Genomic DNA, 14,550 nt, shown 5'->3' on the forward strand with positions numbered 1-14,550 from the left:
GGGCCGGCGTCCGGACCGCCCGGCCTCCGGCGCGGTACCGCGGGGCTCAGGGCGTGTGACGCATCTCCGGCACCCGCACCGGCCGGGCGCCGGGCCCGCCGATGTGCGAGAACGGCTGCGTCCGCCAGTCGAGGCTCTCGGGCAGCGTGAGCAGCAGGGCCGTGTCCAGTTCCAGGGCGCCCTCGTCCTCCCCGGAGAGCTCCGCGTCCTCCACCGCGCGCCCGGATCCCGGGCAGACGGTGAGGCCGAACGGGTTCCACGGGGACGGGCACAGGGCGTGCTCCGGAAGCTCGTCCTCGTCCGCGAGCAGCGCGATCGGCCGCGCGCAGTCCGGGCACGTCACCCGGAACATCGTGGTGAGGTCCGTCGGCTCGTCGATGCCGTACGGGCTGCTGTCGACGTCGTTATCGAGGCGTTCCAGGCTGGGCATGATCTTTGCTCCCCCTCGGCCGGTCACGGCCGGGGCGGCTCGGCCCCGGCCACAGCAAGCACTTCCCGCGGGCGGCGCGGGGTAATCGCACCGGCCGGGGGGACACGGGGGCGGGCCTGTGGCGTTCGTCACGCGTCCCGTGCGCCCGCGGGGGGCGCCGACTGTGCCCGGGCCCGCGCGACCCAGTAGGTTGGCGGTGTGGAGGAGCTGGACAAAGAGATCGTGGAACTGCTCGTCAAGGACGGGCGGATGAGCTACACCGACCTGGGCAAGGCGACCGGCCTGTCCACCTCGGCGGTGCACCAGCGGGTGCGCCGCCTCGAACAGCGGGGGGTCATCCGCGGCTACGCCGCGGTGGTCGACCCGGAGGCGGTGGGCCTGCCGCTGACCGCGTTCATCTCGGTGAAGCCCTTCGATCCGAGCGCCCCCGACGACATCGCCGACCGGCTGGCGGAGATCCCCGAGATCGAGGCGTGCCACAGCGTGGCGGGCGACGAGAACTACATCCTCAAGGTGCGGGTGGCCACGCCGCTCGACATGGAGCACCTGCTGGCGCGGATCCGGTCGTTGGCGGGGGTCTCCACCCGGACGACGATCGTCCTCTCGACGCCCTACGAGGCGCGCCCGCCCCGGGTGGGCTGAGGACGCCCCGCCCCCCGGGGAGCGGAATGGGGGTCCCGTCCCGGAACGCGCCCCACACCCGCCAGACTGGACCCATGAGCGAGCGTCCTCGAACCACCCTGCTGCGCAACGGCACCGTGCACAGCCCCGCCGACCCCTTCGCCACCGCCATGGTCGTGGAGGGCGGTCATATCGCCTGGGTCGGCTCCGAAGGAGCGGCCGACTCCTTCGCCGACGGCGTCGACGAGGTCGTCGACCTCCAAGGCGCCCTCGTCACCCCGGCGTTCACCGACGCACATGTGCACACCACCGCCACCGGGCTCGCCCTCACCGGCCTCGACCTCACCGGGGCGGGGACGCTCGCCGAGGCCCTGGACCGGGTACGGTCCCACGCCGCCGCCCGGCCCGGCGACCGGATCCTGCTCGGGCACGGCTGGGACGCGGCCCGCTGGCCCGAGGAACGGCCCCCGTCCCGGGCCGAACTCGACGCCGCCACCGGCGGCCGTCCGCTCTACCTCACCCGGGCCGACGTCCACTCCGCCGTGGTCACCACCGCCCTGCTCGACCTGGTCCCCACCGCCCGCGACCTGCGCGGATTCACCCCCGACGGGCCCCTGACGGACGCCGCCCACCACGCGGTGCGCGCCACCGCCCACGCCGCCGTCACCCCCGCCCAGCGCACCGAGGCGCAGCGCGCCGCGCTGGCCCGCGCGGCCTCGCTCGGCATCGGCTCGGTCCACGAGTGCGCCGGACCGCAGATCTCCGGCGAGGACGACCTCACCGGGCTGCTGCGCCTCGCCGCGGAGGAGCCGGGCCCCCGGGTCGTCGGCTACTGGGCCGAGGCGTTCACCACCGCGAACGACGTGGCGAAGGTCAGGGAGCTGGGTGCCGCCGGCGCGGCCGGGGACCTCTTCGTCGACGGCTCGCTCGGCTCCCACACGGCCTGCCTGCACGAGCCGTACGCCGACCTCCCGGCCGCGCCCGGCGGCACCGGCACCGCCCACCTGGACGCGGACGCCGTCGCCGCGCATGTCGCCGCCTGCACCGAGGCGGGCGTCCAGGCGGGCTTCCACGCCATCGGCGACGCCGCGCTCACCGCTGTCGTCACGGGCGTCCGGGCGGCGGCCGAGAAGGTCGGGCTCGACCGCGTACGGGCCGCCCGGCACCGGATCGAGCACGCCGAGATGCTGACCCCCGAGCACATCGCCGCCTTCGCCGAGTATGCCCTCACCGCCTCCGTCCAGCCCGCCTTCGACGCCGCCTGGGGCGGCGACGAGGGCATGTACGCCGCGCGGCTGGGACGCGAGCGGGCCAGGTCCCTCAACCCGTACGCGGCGCTGCTGCGCGCGGGCGTCCCGCTGGCGCTCGGCTCCGACAGCCCCGTCACCCCGCTCGACCCCTGGGGCACCGTCCGCGCCGCGGCCTTCCACCGCACCCCCGAGCACCGTGTCTCGGTGCGCGCGGCCTTCACCGCGCACACCCGCGGCGGCTGGCGGGCGATCGGCCGCGACGACGCGGGCGTGCTGGTGCCGGGGGCGCCCGCGGACTACGCGGTCTGGGAGGCCGGCGACCTGGTGGTGCAGGTGCCGGACCTCCGGGTCGCCAACTGGTCCACCGACCCCCGCTCCGGCACCCCGGGCCTGCCGGAGCTGACGCCCGGCGGTCAACTGCCCCGCTGTGTCCGCACGGTGGTGGACGGCCGGACCGTGCACGACGCCGACGGGCGGCCGAACGGGTGACGCCCGGGCGGCACGTACCGCCGAACGACGTGCCCCTCGGCCTGTCGCGCTGTGTCACGCCCTCCGTACTGACCTGCTGATTTGGCACAACGACGCAGGTCAAGCGGCTGTTGACAGGGTGCGGTCCGGGGCGGGTAGGTTCGGCCGGGTCCACCACAGGACGTCCGACCGGAGAACTCCACGCAGTCGTCGAACGCCGCTGGGCCATGGGGTGGTGCGCCGTACGGGCGCGCCGCCACTGGGAGCCAGGTCCAGCGCACGGGGGCGGGGGACGTTCCGCCGGGTCGGCAGGTGTGACCCGGGTGGGGCCCGGACGTTCAGTAGACAACGGTTCCAGGGCGACCCGCAGCCAGCGGTTCCCCGGCCGGCCCGAAGGACACCGTGCCCCACCCGCCGTCCCCGGCCCCGCCGCTTCCGGCCGGGCCCTTCGCCTCTCGGCATCGGCGCCGCTTTCCCGCACCCTGGACACGGGCCGTACCCCACTCGGGGTACGGTCACGTGATCCCTGAAACGAGCTGCAGGAAGGCGCGACCGTGCCCTCGGGTTCCGACACCACCGCCGAGACCTCCGGCGACCCCGCGGCGGGCCGCACGGACGCCTCGCCTGCGCCTCCCGCGCCCCGCCCCGGCCGGGCCGCGCGGCTGGCCGCGCCGGCCCGCCGCGAGGCAGCCCGCACCGGCCTCGCCGCCGCGACCGGAGTGGCGCTGGCCTTCGCCTTCCCGCCGTACGACGTGTGGCCGCTGTCGGTGCTCGCGGTGGCCGCGCTGGCCCTGCTGACCCACGGCCGCACGGGCCGCCAGGGCGCCTGGACCGGCTTCGTCGTCGCCCTGCCGTTCTTCTTCCTGCTGCTGCGCTGGCTGAACGTCGTCGGCTACGACGTCGTCCTCGGCCTGTCCGTCGCCGAGTCCCTGTTCGTCGCCGCGCTCGGCGCCGGCCTCGCCCGGACCTCCCGGCTGCCCGCATGGCCGTTGTGGGCCGCCTGTCTGTGGGTCGCCGAGGAGTGGGCCCGCGACCGGATGCCGTTCGGCGGCTTCCCCTGGGGCCGGCTGGCCTTCGCCAACACCCACTCGCCCTTCACACCCCTCGCCGCGCTCGGCGGCGCCCCGCTGGTCAGCTTCGCCGTGGCGTTCGCCGGTGGCCTCGTGGCCTTCGCGGTGCTCGCCCTGCGGCGGCTGCGCGGCGGGCCGCTCGGGGTGAAGGCCCTGCTGCCCCCGGTCGAGGCGGTGGCCCTCGCGGGGGCCGTGGTCCTGGCCGGGTACGCGGTGCCGGTGCCCACGAAGGCCGACGACACGGTGAACATCGCCGTCGTCCAGGGCGATGTGCAGAAGCCCGGCATGGACTTCCTCGGCCGCCCGATGATGATCCTCAACAACCACGTCAACGCCACCCTGCAGCTGGCGAAGGACGTCAAGGAGGGCCGGGCGAAGAAGCCCGACCTGGTCATCTGGCCGGAGAACTCCTCCGACCTCGACCCGTTCCGGGTCAAGCAGGCCTACGACCGCATCGACGAGGCCGTCAAGGCCATCGGGGTGCCGGTGCTCGTCGGCGCGCTCGTCGACCACCCCACCAAGGCGGGCTACGTCTACAACGAGGGCATCGTCTGGTACCCGAAGACCGGGCCCGGCGCCTCGTACACCAAGCAGCACCCCGTCCCGTTCGGCGAGTACGTCCCGTTCCGCGAGCAGCTCAGCAAGGTCATCACCCGCCTCCAGCGGGTGCCCCGCGACTTCTACCCGGGCGACCACACCGGGGTCATGCAGGTCGGTCCCGCCCGCCTGGGCGACGTCATCTGCTTCGAGGTCGCCTACGACGAGATCGTCCGGGAGACCGTGAACGCCGGCGCCCGGGCACTGGTCGTACAGACCAACAACGCCACCTTCGGCCGCTCCGACCAGCCCGAGCAGCAGCTCGCCATGAGCCGGCTGCGCGCCGTCGAGCACGGCCGGGCCGTGGTGACCGCGGCCACCAGCGGCATCAGCGCCGTCGTCGGACCCGACGGCACGGTCGAGGAACGCGCGCCCGAGTTCACGCGCGAGGTCATCAACACCGCCATCCCGCTCCGGGACGGCACCACCGTCGCGGACCGAGCCGGTGCGGCGCCGGAATGGGTGCTCGCTATCGTGGGCCTTCTCTCCTGTGCGGCCGCCGTGCTGATCGGCCGTCGGGAACGAGCGGTGGAGTCCATGGACAAGAAGGGCCAGCAGTGAACGACGGCGGTCAGCGGAGATTCGGTCCGCTCGGCACGACCTTGGTGATCATTCCGACCTACAACGAGGCGGAGAACATCAAGCCCATCGTCGGCCGGGTGCGGGCCGCCGTGCCGGAGGCGCAAGTGCTCGTCGCCGACGACAACAGCCCGGACGGCACCGGGAAGCTCGCCGACGAGCTGGCCGAGGCCGACGACCACGTCCACGTACTGCACCGCAAGGGCAAGGAAGGGCTCGGCGCGGCCTACCTCGCCGGCTTCCGCTGGGGCCTCGACCAGGGCTACGGCGTCCTCGTGGAGATGGACGCCGACGGCTCCCACCAGCCCGAGGAGCTGCCCCGGCTGCTCACCGCCCTCAAGGGCGCCGACCTGGCCCTCGGCTCCCGCTGGGTCCCCGGCGGCCGCGTCGTCAACTGGCCCAAGTCCCGCGAGATCCTCTCCCGTGGCGGCTCCACCTACTCCCGGCTCCTCCTCGACGTCCCCCTCCGGGACGTCACCGGCGGCTACCGCGCCTTCCGGCGCGAGACGCTGGAGGGGCTGGGCATGGAGGAGGTGGCCTCCCAGGGCTACTGCTTCCAGGTCGACCTGGCGTGGCGGGCGGTGAAGGCGGGCTTCCATGTGGTGGAGGTGCCGATCACGTTCGTTGAGCGGGAGCTCGGGGACAGCAAGATGAGTCGTGACATCGTCGCTGAGGCGCTGTGGCGGGTGACGTCGTGGGGCGTCGGGGCGCGGGTCGGGAAGGCGCTCGGGCGGGGCTGAGCGCCTGCGGCGGGCTGTGCCCCGGTCCCGCCCCTTCGCCGATTCCTGGGGGCGAGCCCCCAGACCCCCTGAAACCGCGCTCCGCGCGGTTGTCCTCAAACTCCCCCAGAGGGGGCACCCCCAACGGGCTGGACAGCCCGTCCGGCGTTTGAGGACGCGCGCCGCAGGCGCGCTCACCGGGGGTCCGGGGCACCCCACCACCCAGGCACACTGGATGCATGACGTTCGGAACGCAGCAGCAGCAGCCCAAGCAGCGCCGCACCCGCAAACTCCTCCCCCTCGCCGTCGCCGCCTGGGCCGTCCTGGAGATCTACCTCCTGATCCTGGTCGCGGACGCCGCCGGCGGCCTCGCCGTGTTCGGCCTGCTGGCCGGGGGAGTGGTCCTCGGCGCGTACGTGATCAAGAGGGCCGGGCGGCGCGCCTGGCAGCGGCTGACGCGGTCGATGCAGGCCGGGGGCGCGGCGGGGGCCGCGCCGGACGTGGAGGGCGGCGGCAACGGTCTGACGATGCTGGGCGGCCTGCTGCTGATGGTGCCGGGGCTGGTCTCGGACGTGGCGGGGCTGCTGTGCCTCTTCCCGCCGACCCGGGCGCTGATCCGGAAGACGGCCGTCCGCCGGATCGAGCGCGCGGCGGAGGCGGGCCCGCTGGGGGACGCGGTGCGGCAGGCGCGGATGCACCGGCCCGGCGCCGGCGGCCCGGACGGCAAGGTCGTCCAGGGCGAGGTCATACGGGACGACGAGGGCCCGGCCCCCCGCACGGACGACCCCCAACTGCCGCGCTGAGCGGAGCGCACAAGGGCCCGGCCACCGCGGGAAGCGGTGGCCGGGCCCTTGTGATGTGCGGTGTGCGGCGGGTCAGGCCGACTTGCGGGTGTCCCGCGGATGCACGGCGATGTTCATGGCGCCGGAGCGCAGGACGGCCAGCCTCTCGGCCAGCACCTCCTCCAGCTCCTCGCGGGTGCGCCGCTCCATGAGCATGTCCCAGTGCGTGCGCGCGGGCTTGCCCTTCTTCTCCTCGGGTCCGTCGCCGTCCACCAGGAGTGCCACGGCGCCGCACGCCTTGCACTCCCACTCCGGCGGAATCTCCGCCTCTACAGAGAACGGCATCTCGAATCGATGGCCGTTCGGGCATGCGTACTCCACCGCCTGGCGCGGGGCCAGATCGATGCCGCGGTCGGTCTCGTAGCTGGTCACCACAAGTCGCGTGCCGCGGAGAGCTCGCTCACTCATGAATTCGTGCCTCCCGGGCTTGTCGCCCACAGGACAGGTGTCGCTGTCGTCGTCATCCGGTCAACGTCCGGTCGGCGGTGAAGATTCCCGTTGAGGGACATGCGTCGCCCGTCGTGCCGCCCCTTGTTGTACCCACCAGCGCCCGGTTTGTCACATCTGACAACAGATGTCACCCAGTGTTCCCGGCACTTGTGCGCGCAGTAACGGTTCATCCGGTGGGTCAAAGGCGTACACTACCGGCTCGCAGCTTTCACTGGCGCACCGGGTCCGGCGCGAGGCCGGCCGGGACGGTCGTGGCGGGCTCCGCCGACGCCGCCGGCGCGGTGCCGGGCCGGTCGAAGAAGCGCAGGAAGAACTGTGAGAGCGGGCCGATCGCCACGGCGAAGACTACCGTTCCGGCGCCCGCCGAGCCGCCGAGCGCGAAGCCAGTCGCCAGGACCGCGAGCTCGATGCAGGTGCGTACCAGCCGCACCGACCGTCCGGTCCTGCGGTGCAGGCCGGTCATCAGCCCGTCGCGCGGGCCGGGGCCGAAGCGGGCCGATATGTACAGGCCGGTCGCCATCCCGCACAGTGCCACGGCGAAGGCCAGCAGCGGGATCCGCACCCATAGCGAGTCCTGTGCGGGCACCAGGGCCAGCGTCGCGTCCATCGCCAGGCCGATCACCAGCACATTGGACACCGTGCCCAGCCCCGGGCGCTGGCGCAGCGGGATCCACAGCAGCAGCACCAGCGCGCCGATCAGAATCGACGTCGTGCCGATCGACAGCCCGGCGTGGCGTGCGACGCCCTGGTTGAGCACGTCCCAGGGTGACAGTCCCAGTCCGGACCGCAGCTGGAGCGCCGCGCTCGCTCCGTACAGCGCCAGGCCGATGTAGAGCCGGACGAGGCGGCCGACGACCGCCGCCGCCGTGGACCGTGTCGGTGTGGGCACAGTGGGCACAACCTCTCCCCAAAAGTCGTGGCCTGGCCCGACGGTGGTGCGGGTGGCCTGTTGCATGGCAGTCTGTGGACTGTAAGCGATAATGATCCATGGCCAATTCCGGAAAGGTGGACTGCAACCATGAGTCAGTGGACCGCCTCAGTGGGAGCGCAGCAGCTCGCGCGTCTCCTGGACGCCCAGGGCGGAACGGAGCTGTCCGGCGGGGTGACGCCGATCAACGGCCGCCGGACGCCCGCCTACCGCTCGCTCGCCGACCGCATCCGGCTGCTGGTCCTGGAGGGCCGCATTCCGGTGGCGGCCAGGCTGCCCGCCGAGCGGGAGCTCGCCACCGCGCTGTCCGTCAGCCGGACCACCGTCGCCGCCGCCTACGAGGCGCTGCGGGGCGAGGGCTTCCTGGAATCGCGGCGTGGCGCCGGAAGCTGGACCGCCGTGCCGGCCGGGAGTCCGCTCCCCACCCGGGCCCTGGACCCGCTGCCGCCGGAGAGCGCCGGCTCGATGATCGACCTCGGCTGTGCCGCCCTCACCGCCCCCGAGCCCTGGCTGACCCGCGCCTTCCAGGGGGCGCTGGAGGAACTGCCGCCCTACGCGCACACCCACGGCGACTACCCGGCCGGCCTGCCCGCCCTGCGCCAGGCCCTCGCCGACCGCTACACCGCGCGCGGCATCCCGACCATGCCCGAGCAGATCATGGTCACCACCGGGGCCATGGGCGCCGTCGCCGCCATCTGCCGGCTGCTGGCCGGGCGCGGCGAGCGGGTGGCCGTCGAGTCACCGTCGTACGCCAATGTCCTTCAGCTCATGCGTGAGGCCGGCGCCCGGCTCGTGCCCGTCGGGATGGCCGACCGGCTCGGCGGCTGGGACCTGTCCGCCTGGCGCCAGGTCCTGCGGGACGCCGCTCCCCGGCTGGCCTACGTCGTCGCCGATTTTCACAACCCCACCGGCACTCTCGCCCCCGAGGCCCAGCGCCGCGAACTCGTCGAGGCCGCGCGAGCCGCCGGCACCGTACTCGTCGCCGACGAGACCATGACCGACCTCCCGCTGGAGCCCGGGCTCGAGATGCCCCGTCCCGTATGCGCCTTCGACCCCGCAGGCAGCACGGTCGTCACGGTGGGCTCCGCCAGCAAGTCGTTCTGGGCCGGGCTCCGCATCGGCTGGGTACGCGCCGCCCCCGAAGTGATCCGCAGCCTCGTCGCGGCCCGCGCCTATGCCGACCTCGGCACGCCCGTACTGGAACAGCTGGCCGTCAGCCGGCTGCTGGACACCGGCGGCTGGGACGAAGCCGTCGCCGTACGCCGCGCCGAGGTGCTCGACAGCCGGGACTCCGTCGTCGCGGCCCTCGAAGCGCGGCTGCCCGACTGGGAGTTCACCGTCCCTAAGGGCGGGCTCACCCTGTGGGTACGCACCGGTGGGCTCTCCGGCTCGCGGATCGCCCAGGTCGGCGAGCGGCTGGGGGTACGCGTGCCGTCCGGTCCGCGTTTCGGCGTGGACGGGGCGTTCGAGGGGTACGTACGGCTGCCCTTCACCGTCACCGGGCCGGTCGCCGACGAGGCGGTGGCGCGGCTCGCCGAGGCCGCCCGGCTGGTGGCCAGCGGGGCGCCCGTGGCGGCCGACGCTCCCCGTACCTTCGTGGCCTGAGCCGTCCGCGGGGAAGGCCGCGGCGGGGCCCGGCTCCGGTTCCCGGGGGGCCGCGTACGCCGCCATGTCGAGGGGTTCCGTCGGCGGCCACGGCGGCAGCAGCTCCGCCACGGCGCGGCGCCGGTCCTCGGGGGCGCCCTCGTCGTACGGGTCGGGGGTGGCCGGCACCTGGAGGCGGTGCACCGGCCCGGTGCCCAGCCGGGCGTAACCCCGGCCCGGCGGCACCTCGTTGACGGGCGTGGTCTGCGGCAGCTCGCCGAGCGTGCCGCGCACCTGCCCGGCGGGGACCGGGCCCAGCACCACCCGGGCCCGGGTGTGGGTCAGCACCGCCTCCGTGAGCAGCCGCTCGCTCTCCAGCTGTTCGCCGAGGACGACCGTCACATTGGCGGCCCGGCCGTGGCGCAGCGGCACCTGGAGCAGCTCCTGCGGGTCGGGAAGGGCCTCGGCGGCGGCGGGCGCGCTCAGCGCGGCCGGCCGGTCGACGACGATCCACAGCGGGCGGCGCACGTCCTCCGGGGTCGGGCGGCCCTGCTGCCGGGCGGAGTTGGTGGCCACCAGCCGCCGCTGGGTCTCCTGCGCGGCCCACTCCAGGGCGGCCGCGGCGCCGGGGAGCGAGGACTCGACGGCCAGGACGCCCTCCCGGCCGGCCAGGCACGCGTACTCGCCGGCGCCGCCCCCGTCCACGATCACCACGTCCCCGTGGTGCAGGGCCTGGAGGATCACCGAGCGGAGCAGCGTGGTGACGCCGCAGGCGGGCCGGCCGAGGGCCAGCAGGTGGGGTTCCGACGACCGCTGGCCGGTGCGCCAGATGACCGGCGGCACATCGCGCGTCAGCAGCCCGTCGGTCACCGGCAGGGTCCGCTGGACGGCCTCCGGGTCGGTGAAGCCCAGCAGGACCTCGCCCGGGGCGGTCACGAAGCGCTGCGCCCGGATGCCGGTGGGGAGGGCGGGCAGCACGGCCAGTTCGAGGGCGCTCTCCTCCTCGTCCCAGACGAACCGGTACTCCCGGCCGCGGCCCGCCTTGGTCTGGAGCAGGTGCTCGATCCGGGCCCGGGCCTCGCTCTCCCCGTCGGTGAAGTACGCCGGGTAGCGCAGCCGCAGGGCGACCAGCCGGCCCTCGTCGTCGAAGGCGTGGTCGTCGAACGCCTGCCGCCAGCTGCCGCCGTGGGAGTAGAGCGGTGTCGGGTCCATCGGCGACGAGAAGTACGGCACCAGGGCCTCGTACAGCGCCTGGAGCCGTCCGGCCAGCGGGTCCTGACGGGTCGTCGGCGCCGCCGCGCGGTCCCGGCCGCGCCACGCCCCGGCGGCCAGCAGCAGGGCCGCGGCCAGCGGCGGCCCGTAGGGGATCAGGGCGACGATGAGCATGCAGGACGCGGCCAGCAGCAGGGCGGCGCCCCGGCGGTCCCGGGGGGTCCTGGCCCAGCCGCGCCGGCCTGCCGACGCCAGCGAGCGCAGGCCCCGGCCGATGGTGATCACGGGGTGCAGCACGTCCCGCGCGCTGTCCGTGACGGTGTGCGCGAGCTCCCGCCCCGAGGAGAGCGGAGCTCTGTCGGTCAGGGTGCGCGAGACTCCTCGCCGGCCCATGGCGGCCTCCTGACGTCGGTGTGGGGGGACTTGGGGACGGACCGGGGGACCGCGGTCAGAATCTGAGGCCGCCCAGCAGTCCGGCGAGGCTGGCGCCGCCCGCCTTGATGCTGGGGGCGATGGCGGTGCCGGCGAGGTAGAAGCCGAACAGGGCGCAGACCAGGGCGTGGGAGGCCTTGAGACCGTCCTTGCGGAAGAACAGGAACACGACGATGCCCAGCAGCACGACGCCGGAGATGGAGAGGATCATGGAGGTCTCCTGTGGGTGGGGGCGGTCACCACGAGTCCTCCCAGCGTCACAGCAAGCGGCGATCCGGACATCCGGGAAGAGGCACACGAGTGACGCGCCGCCGTTTCACCCGCTCGGCGGCCGTACGGGCGCCCGGGGTTCCGCGCCGCCCGGCCGTACGTAGGGTGGGGGCCGGGAACGGGCCGGAACGCGCCCGTGACCGGCCCGGAGACAGCAGGCCCCGCCGCGGGCCCCGACCCCAAGGACCGCCGATCATGTCCGAGCCGATGCCCGAGACCGAGCCCGCCCACGACCCCGAGGTGCTCCAGCTCGCGGCCAAGGTCTTCGACCTGGCCCGCCACGGTGACACCGACACCCTCGCCGCCTATGTGGACGCCGGGGTCCCGGTGAATCTCACCAACGACCGGGGCGACACCCTCGTGATGCTCGCCGCCTACCACGGCCACCCCGCGGCCGTCGCCGTCCTGCTGGAGCGGGACGCCGACCCCAACCGGCCCAACGACCGCGGCCAGACACCGCTCGCCGGCGCCGTGTTCAAGTCCGAGGACGAGGTGATCCGCCTGCTGCTGGCCCACGGCGCTGACCCCTCGGCGGGTACGCCCTCGGCCGTCGAGACGGCCGGTATGTTCGGCCGTCAGGATCTGCTGGAGCTGTTCCGGGGCGAGTGAGGCCGCCGCGGCCCGGCGTGGCCGCTGTGCTCCAGGTTTTGCGGGTGATGTCCGGGCAAGACGCTTTCGCGTGAGCCATAAGCGAATAAACAGCGCCAAAGTGCATACCCGTATCGGAAGGGATCCACGGGACTCCCGGTCCCGGCAGACTCTCCGACAGGTGATCATGGGCGCCGACCGCAGACGAACCCCGAAGACCGTCCGGGGTGCCCCCGCACGGGGCGGCACCTCGGCGACGGACCGGCTGCTCCGTACGCTCCTGCGCCGGAGCAAGACCCCCCTGAGCATCGAGGAGGTCACGGTCGCGGACCGCCCGGAGGTCCGCCGTGCCGTGTCCGCCGCGGCGCTCGGCAACATGATGGAGTGGTTCGACTTCGGCGTGTACGCCTATGTCGCGGCCACCCTGGGCAAGGTCTTCTTCCCCTCCAGCTCGCCCGGCGCCCAGGTCATCTCCGCCTTCGCCACCTTCGCCGCCGCCTTCCTCGTCCGCCCGCTCGGCGGGCTGGTCTTCGGGCCGCTCGGCGACCGCGTCGGGCGGCAGCGCGTCCTGGCCGCCACGATGATCCTGATGGCCGTCAGCACCTTCGCCGTCGGCCTGTTGCCCACCTACGCGACGATCGGGTTCGCCGCGCCCGTCCTGCTGCTCCTGTGCCGTCTGGTGCAGGGCTTCTCGACCGGCGGCGAGTACGCCGGCGCCACCACCTACATCGCCGAGTACGCCCCCGACAAACGCCGCGGCTTCCTCGGCAGCTGGCTCGACTTCGGCACCTTCATCGGGTACGCGCTCGGCTCGGGCCTGGTCACCGTGCTCACCGCCGTCCTGGGCGACGACGGCATGACGGACTGGGGCTGGCGGCTGCCCTTCCTGCTGGCCGGTCCGCTCGGTCTCATCGGCCTGTACATGCGGCTGCGGCTGGAGGAGACACCCGCGTTCCGTGCGGCGGCCGAGGCCGGTGTCGCACCCGCCGGGCCCAACGAGGAACAAGTGGCCGAAGGGACCGAGGAGGCCCGCCAGTCCGGTCACGGCCGGCTCCGGGAGATCTTCACCCGGCACTGGCACGCGGTGCTGATCTGCATGGGCCTGGTGATCGTCTACAACGTCACCAACTACCTGGTCACGTCCTACCTGCCGACGTATATGACCGAGACCCTGGGCAAGGACCCCACCACGGCCCAGCTGCTGATCCTCGGCACCATGATCGTGGTGGCGCTCACCATCACCACCGTGGGCCGCTCCTCCGACCAGTGGGGACGCCGGCCGATGTTCATGGCGGGCAGCGCCGCGCTGGTCGCCCTGGCGATCCCGGCCATCCTCCTGGTCCGGGCCGACGGCGCGGTCCTGCCGGCCCTCGGCTGTCTCATGCTGGGGCTGCTGCTCGTCGTCTTCGCCGGCACCGCCGCCTCCACGCTGCCCGCGCTCTTCCCGACCCGGATGCGCTACGGAGCGCTCTCCGTCTCGTTCAACATCTCCGTCTCGCTCTTCGGCGGCACCACCCCGCTCGTCGTCTCGGCGCTGCTGGAGCAGACGCACAACCAGATGATCCCCGCGTACTACCTGATGGCGGCCGGAGTGATCGGCTTCGTCTCCGCCTTCTTCCTGCACGAGACGGCGGGCAAGCCGCTGCGCGGTTCGGGCCCGATGGTGGAGAGCCCCGAACAGGCCCGGCGCCTGGTCGCCCGCAGCAGGACCGAGGCGGGGCGCCGCGCCCGCGACGTGTGGCTGCACCTGCGCCACCCCGGGCAGCGGCACGGGGAATCCGGCCGCGAGGGGCCGGGGGACGACGACACCTGAGCCGGCGTCATCACGGCCCGGGCGGACATCCGGCGCGTCACAGGGGCCACGGCCACCGCACCCCCTGCCAGGCCGGTTCCGGCCATCACGGAGAGAACGCTTGAGGGGTCCCCATGCGTGTGCTTGGTTGCTGGCGGCAGTCATACGCCGCCAACGAGGGGAGCTCCTCATGCGCATACGAGTCGGTGCGGCATCGGCCGCGCTGGCCGCGCTGCTGGCCGCCGCCGCGGCCGTGCCCGCGCAGGCCGACGGGCACGGCGACGCGGGGGACGACCGGCGGACGGGGACCGGATCGGCCGCCGCCGACACGTTCATGACCAGGGGCGACTACGTCCACTTCTCGGGCACCGTTCAGGGCAGAATCAACGCCCACGGCTGGTGGACCAAGAACAGCGGCCCGGCGACGAGCGCCAAGGTCACCATCTGGTTGCAGGGCGGTTCCGGGTGGAGGACGCTCGACAAGGGCGTCAAGACCGTCCCGCCGGGGGGAGGAAGCAACAAGCGGGCGGTCGCGAACTGGGGATGCACCAACTTCGTGGCGAAGAACGACTTCCGGTCGGTGGTCGACGTGGACATCGTCGGCTACCCGGACGGCGCGTCGAAGCTGGTGACCAAGACGCAGACGCTGTACTGCGGAATCTAGCCCGGCGGCCGGACGGAGCCGTCCGGCGCGTGGGACGAGGACGAGGACGGTGGT

Annotated in this window: 13 protein-coding genes and 1 pseudogene; 9 read left to right on the forward strand and 5 right to left on the reverse strand. The window is 73.8% G+C overall.

The window, feature by feature from the left end; translation table 11 throughout:
- Positions 1-46: 46 nt before the first annotated feature.
- Positions 47-430 carry a hypothetical protein gene (locus HN013_RS18105; protein ID WP_171167397.1) on the reverse strand — a complete coding sequence of 128 codons (384 nt, stop codon included), beginning with the start codon at positions 428-430 and terminating at the stop codon, positions 47-49.
- Between the two features lie 198 nt (positions 431-628).
- Here HN013_RS18105 and HN013_RS18110 point away from each other — a divergent pair, with 198 nt between their 5' ends.
- The 5 genes from HN013_RS18110 (at position 629) to fxsA (ending at position 6,537) form a co-directional block, all read left to right on the forward strand.
- Positions 629-1,072, forward strand: coding sequence for an Lrp/AsnC family transcriptional regulator (locus tag HN013_RS18110; protein ID WP_171167399.1), 444 nt, complete (start codon positions 629-631; stop codon positions 1,070-1,072).
- Positions 1,073-1,146: 74 nt separating this feature from the next.
- On the forward strand, positions 1,147-2,790 hold the full coding sequence (locus tag HN013_RS18115) for an amidohydrolase (protein WP_171167401.1): 1,644 nt from the start codon (positions 1,147-1,149) through the stop codon (positions 2,788-2,790).
- Between the two features lie 533 nt (positions 2,791-3,323).
- Positions 3,324-4,997: an apolipoprotein N-acyltransferase gene (gene lnt, locus HN013_RS18120; RefSeq protein ID WP_171167403.1), complete on the forward strand. Its 1,674-nt coding sequence runs from the start codon at positions 3,324-3,326 to the stop codon at positions 4,995-4,997.
- Positions 4,994-5,755, forward strand: a complete 762-nt coding sequence (locus HN013_RS18125; protein WP_171167406.1) for a polyprenol monophosphomannose synthase — start codon at positions 4,994-4,996, stop codon at positions 5,753-5,755. Before lnt ends, HN013_RS18125 begins: the two co-directional genes overlap by 4 nt.
- A gap of 218 nt (positions 5,756-5,973) precedes the next feature.
- Positions 5,974-6,537 carry an FxsA family membrane protein gene (fxsA, locus tag HN013_RS18130; protein WP_171167408.1) on the forward strand — a complete coding sequence of 188 codons (564 nt, stop codon included), beginning with the start codon at positions 5,974-5,976 and terminating at the stop codon, positions 6,535-6,537.
- A 72-nt stretch (positions 6,538-6,609) separates the two neighbouring features.
- Here the strand turns inward: fxsA and HN013_RS18135 are convergent, their stop codons facing one another.
- Both HN013_RS18135 and HN013_RS18140 read right to left on the reverse strand, forming a co-directional pair.
- The gene (locus HN013_RS18135; protein ID WP_004948858.1) at positions 6,610-6,984 is read right to left on the reverse strand and encodes an RNA polymerase-binding protein RbpA; all 375 of its coding nucleotides are present in this window, start codon (positions 6,982-6,984) and stop codon (positions 6,610-6,612) included.
- 250 nt (positions 6,985-7,234) lie between these two features.
- Entirely contained in the window at positions 7,235-7,915 is a 681-nt protein-coding gene (locus tag HN013_RS18140; RefSeq protein WP_171167409.1) for a YitT family protein, read from the reverse strand.
- A 129-nt stretch (positions 7,916-8,044) separates the two neighbouring features.
- Between HN013_RS18140 and HN013_RS18145 the strand changes: the two genes are divergently transcribed.
- Positions 8,045-9,559: a PLP-dependent aminotransferase family protein gene (locus tag HN013_RS18145; RefSeq protein WP_171167465.1), complete on the forward strand. Its 1,515-nt coding sequence runs from the start codon at positions 8,045-8,047 to the stop codon at positions 9,557-9,559.
- Positions 9,560-9,562: 3 nt separating this feature from the next.
- Here the strand turns inward: HN013_RS18145 and HN013_RS18150 are convergent.
- Together HN013_RS18150 and HN013_RS18155 are read right to left on the reverse strand one after the other, a co-directional pair.
- Positions 9,563-11,143 (reverse strand): annotated as a pseudogene (locus HN013_RS18150) (hypothetical protein); the annotation flags it as partial.
- A gap of 55 nt (positions 11,144-11,198) precedes the next feature.
- The gene (locus tag HN013_RS18155; protein WP_004948848.1) at positions 11,199-11,393 is read right to left on the reverse strand and encodes a hypothetical protein; all 195 of its coding nucleotides are present in this window, start codon (positions 11,391-11,393) and stop codon (positions 11,199-11,201) included.
- 254 nt (positions 11,394-11,647) lie between these two features.
- On the opposite strand from HN013_RS18155, the gene HN013_RS18160 reads away from it, so the two are divergent.
- From HN013_RS18160 to HN013_RS18170, 3 genes are all read left to right on the forward strand, one after another.
- Positions 11,648-12,061, forward strand: a complete 414-nt coding sequence (locus HN013_RS18160; RefSeq protein ID WP_171167411.1) for an ankyrin repeat domain-containing protein — start codon at positions 11,648-11,650, stop codon at positions 12,059-12,061.
- 166 nt (positions 12,062-12,227) lie between these two features.
- On the forward strand, positions 12,228-13,853 hold the full coding sequence (gene proP, locus HN013_RS18165; protein WP_171167467.1) for a glycine betaine/L-proline transporter ProP: 1,626 nt from the start codon (positions 12,228-12,230) through the stop codon (positions 13,851-13,853).
- A gap of 169 nt (positions 13,854-14,022) precedes the next feature.
- The gene (locus HN013_RS18170) at positions 14,023-14,496 is read left to right on the forward strand and encodes a hypothetical protein (RefSeq protein WP_171167413.1); all 474 of its coding nucleotides are present in this window, start codon (positions 14,023-14,025) and stop codon (positions 14,494-14,496) included.
- Positions 14,497-14,550 lie beyond the last annotated feature (54 nt).

Source organism: Streptomyces sp. I05A-00742, assembly GCF_013055795.1.
Classification (GTDB): domain Bacteria; phylum Actinomycetota; class Actinomycetes; order Streptomycetales; family Streptomycetaceae; genus Streptomyces.

Bases quoted from the DNA above. Each gene is read 5' to 3' on its own strand.
- HN013_RS18155 (WP_004948848.1), bottom strand. From the start codon at position 11,393: ATGATCCTCTCCATCTCCGGCGTCGTGCTGCTGGGCATCGTCGTGTTC.
- HN013_RS18170 (WP_171167413.1), top strand. From the start codon at position 14,023: ATGCGCATACGAGTCGGTGCGGCATCGGCCGCGCTGGCCGCGCTGCTG.
- proP (WP_171167467.1), top strand. From the start codon at position 12,228: ATGGGCGCCGACCGCAGACGAACCCCGAAGACCGTCCGGGGTGCCCCC.
- HN013_RS18135 (WP_004948858.1), bottom strand. From the start codon at position 6,984: ATGAGTGAGCGAGCTCTCCGCGGCACGCGACTTGTGGTGACCAGCTAC.
- HN013_RS18105 (WP_171167397.1), bottom strand. From the start codon at position 430: ATGCCCAGCCTGGAACGCCTCGATAACGACGTCGACAGCAGCCCGTAC.
- HN013_RS18160 (WP_171167411.1), top strand. From the start codon at position 11,648: ATGTCCGAGCCGATGCCCGAGACCGAGCCCGCCCACGACCCCGAGGTG.
- fxsA (WP_171167408.1), top strand. From the start codon at position 5,974: ATGACGTTCGGAACGCAGCAGCAGCAGCCCAAGCAGCGCCGCACCCGC.
- HN013_RS18145 (WP_171167465.1), top strand. From the start codon at position 8,045: ATGAGTCAGTGGACCGCCTCAGTGGGAGCGCAGCAGCTCGCGCGTCTC.
- HN013_RS18115 (WP_171167401.1), top strand. From the start codon at position 1,147: ATGAGCGAGCGTCCTCGAACCACCCTGCTGCGCAACGGCACCGTGCAC.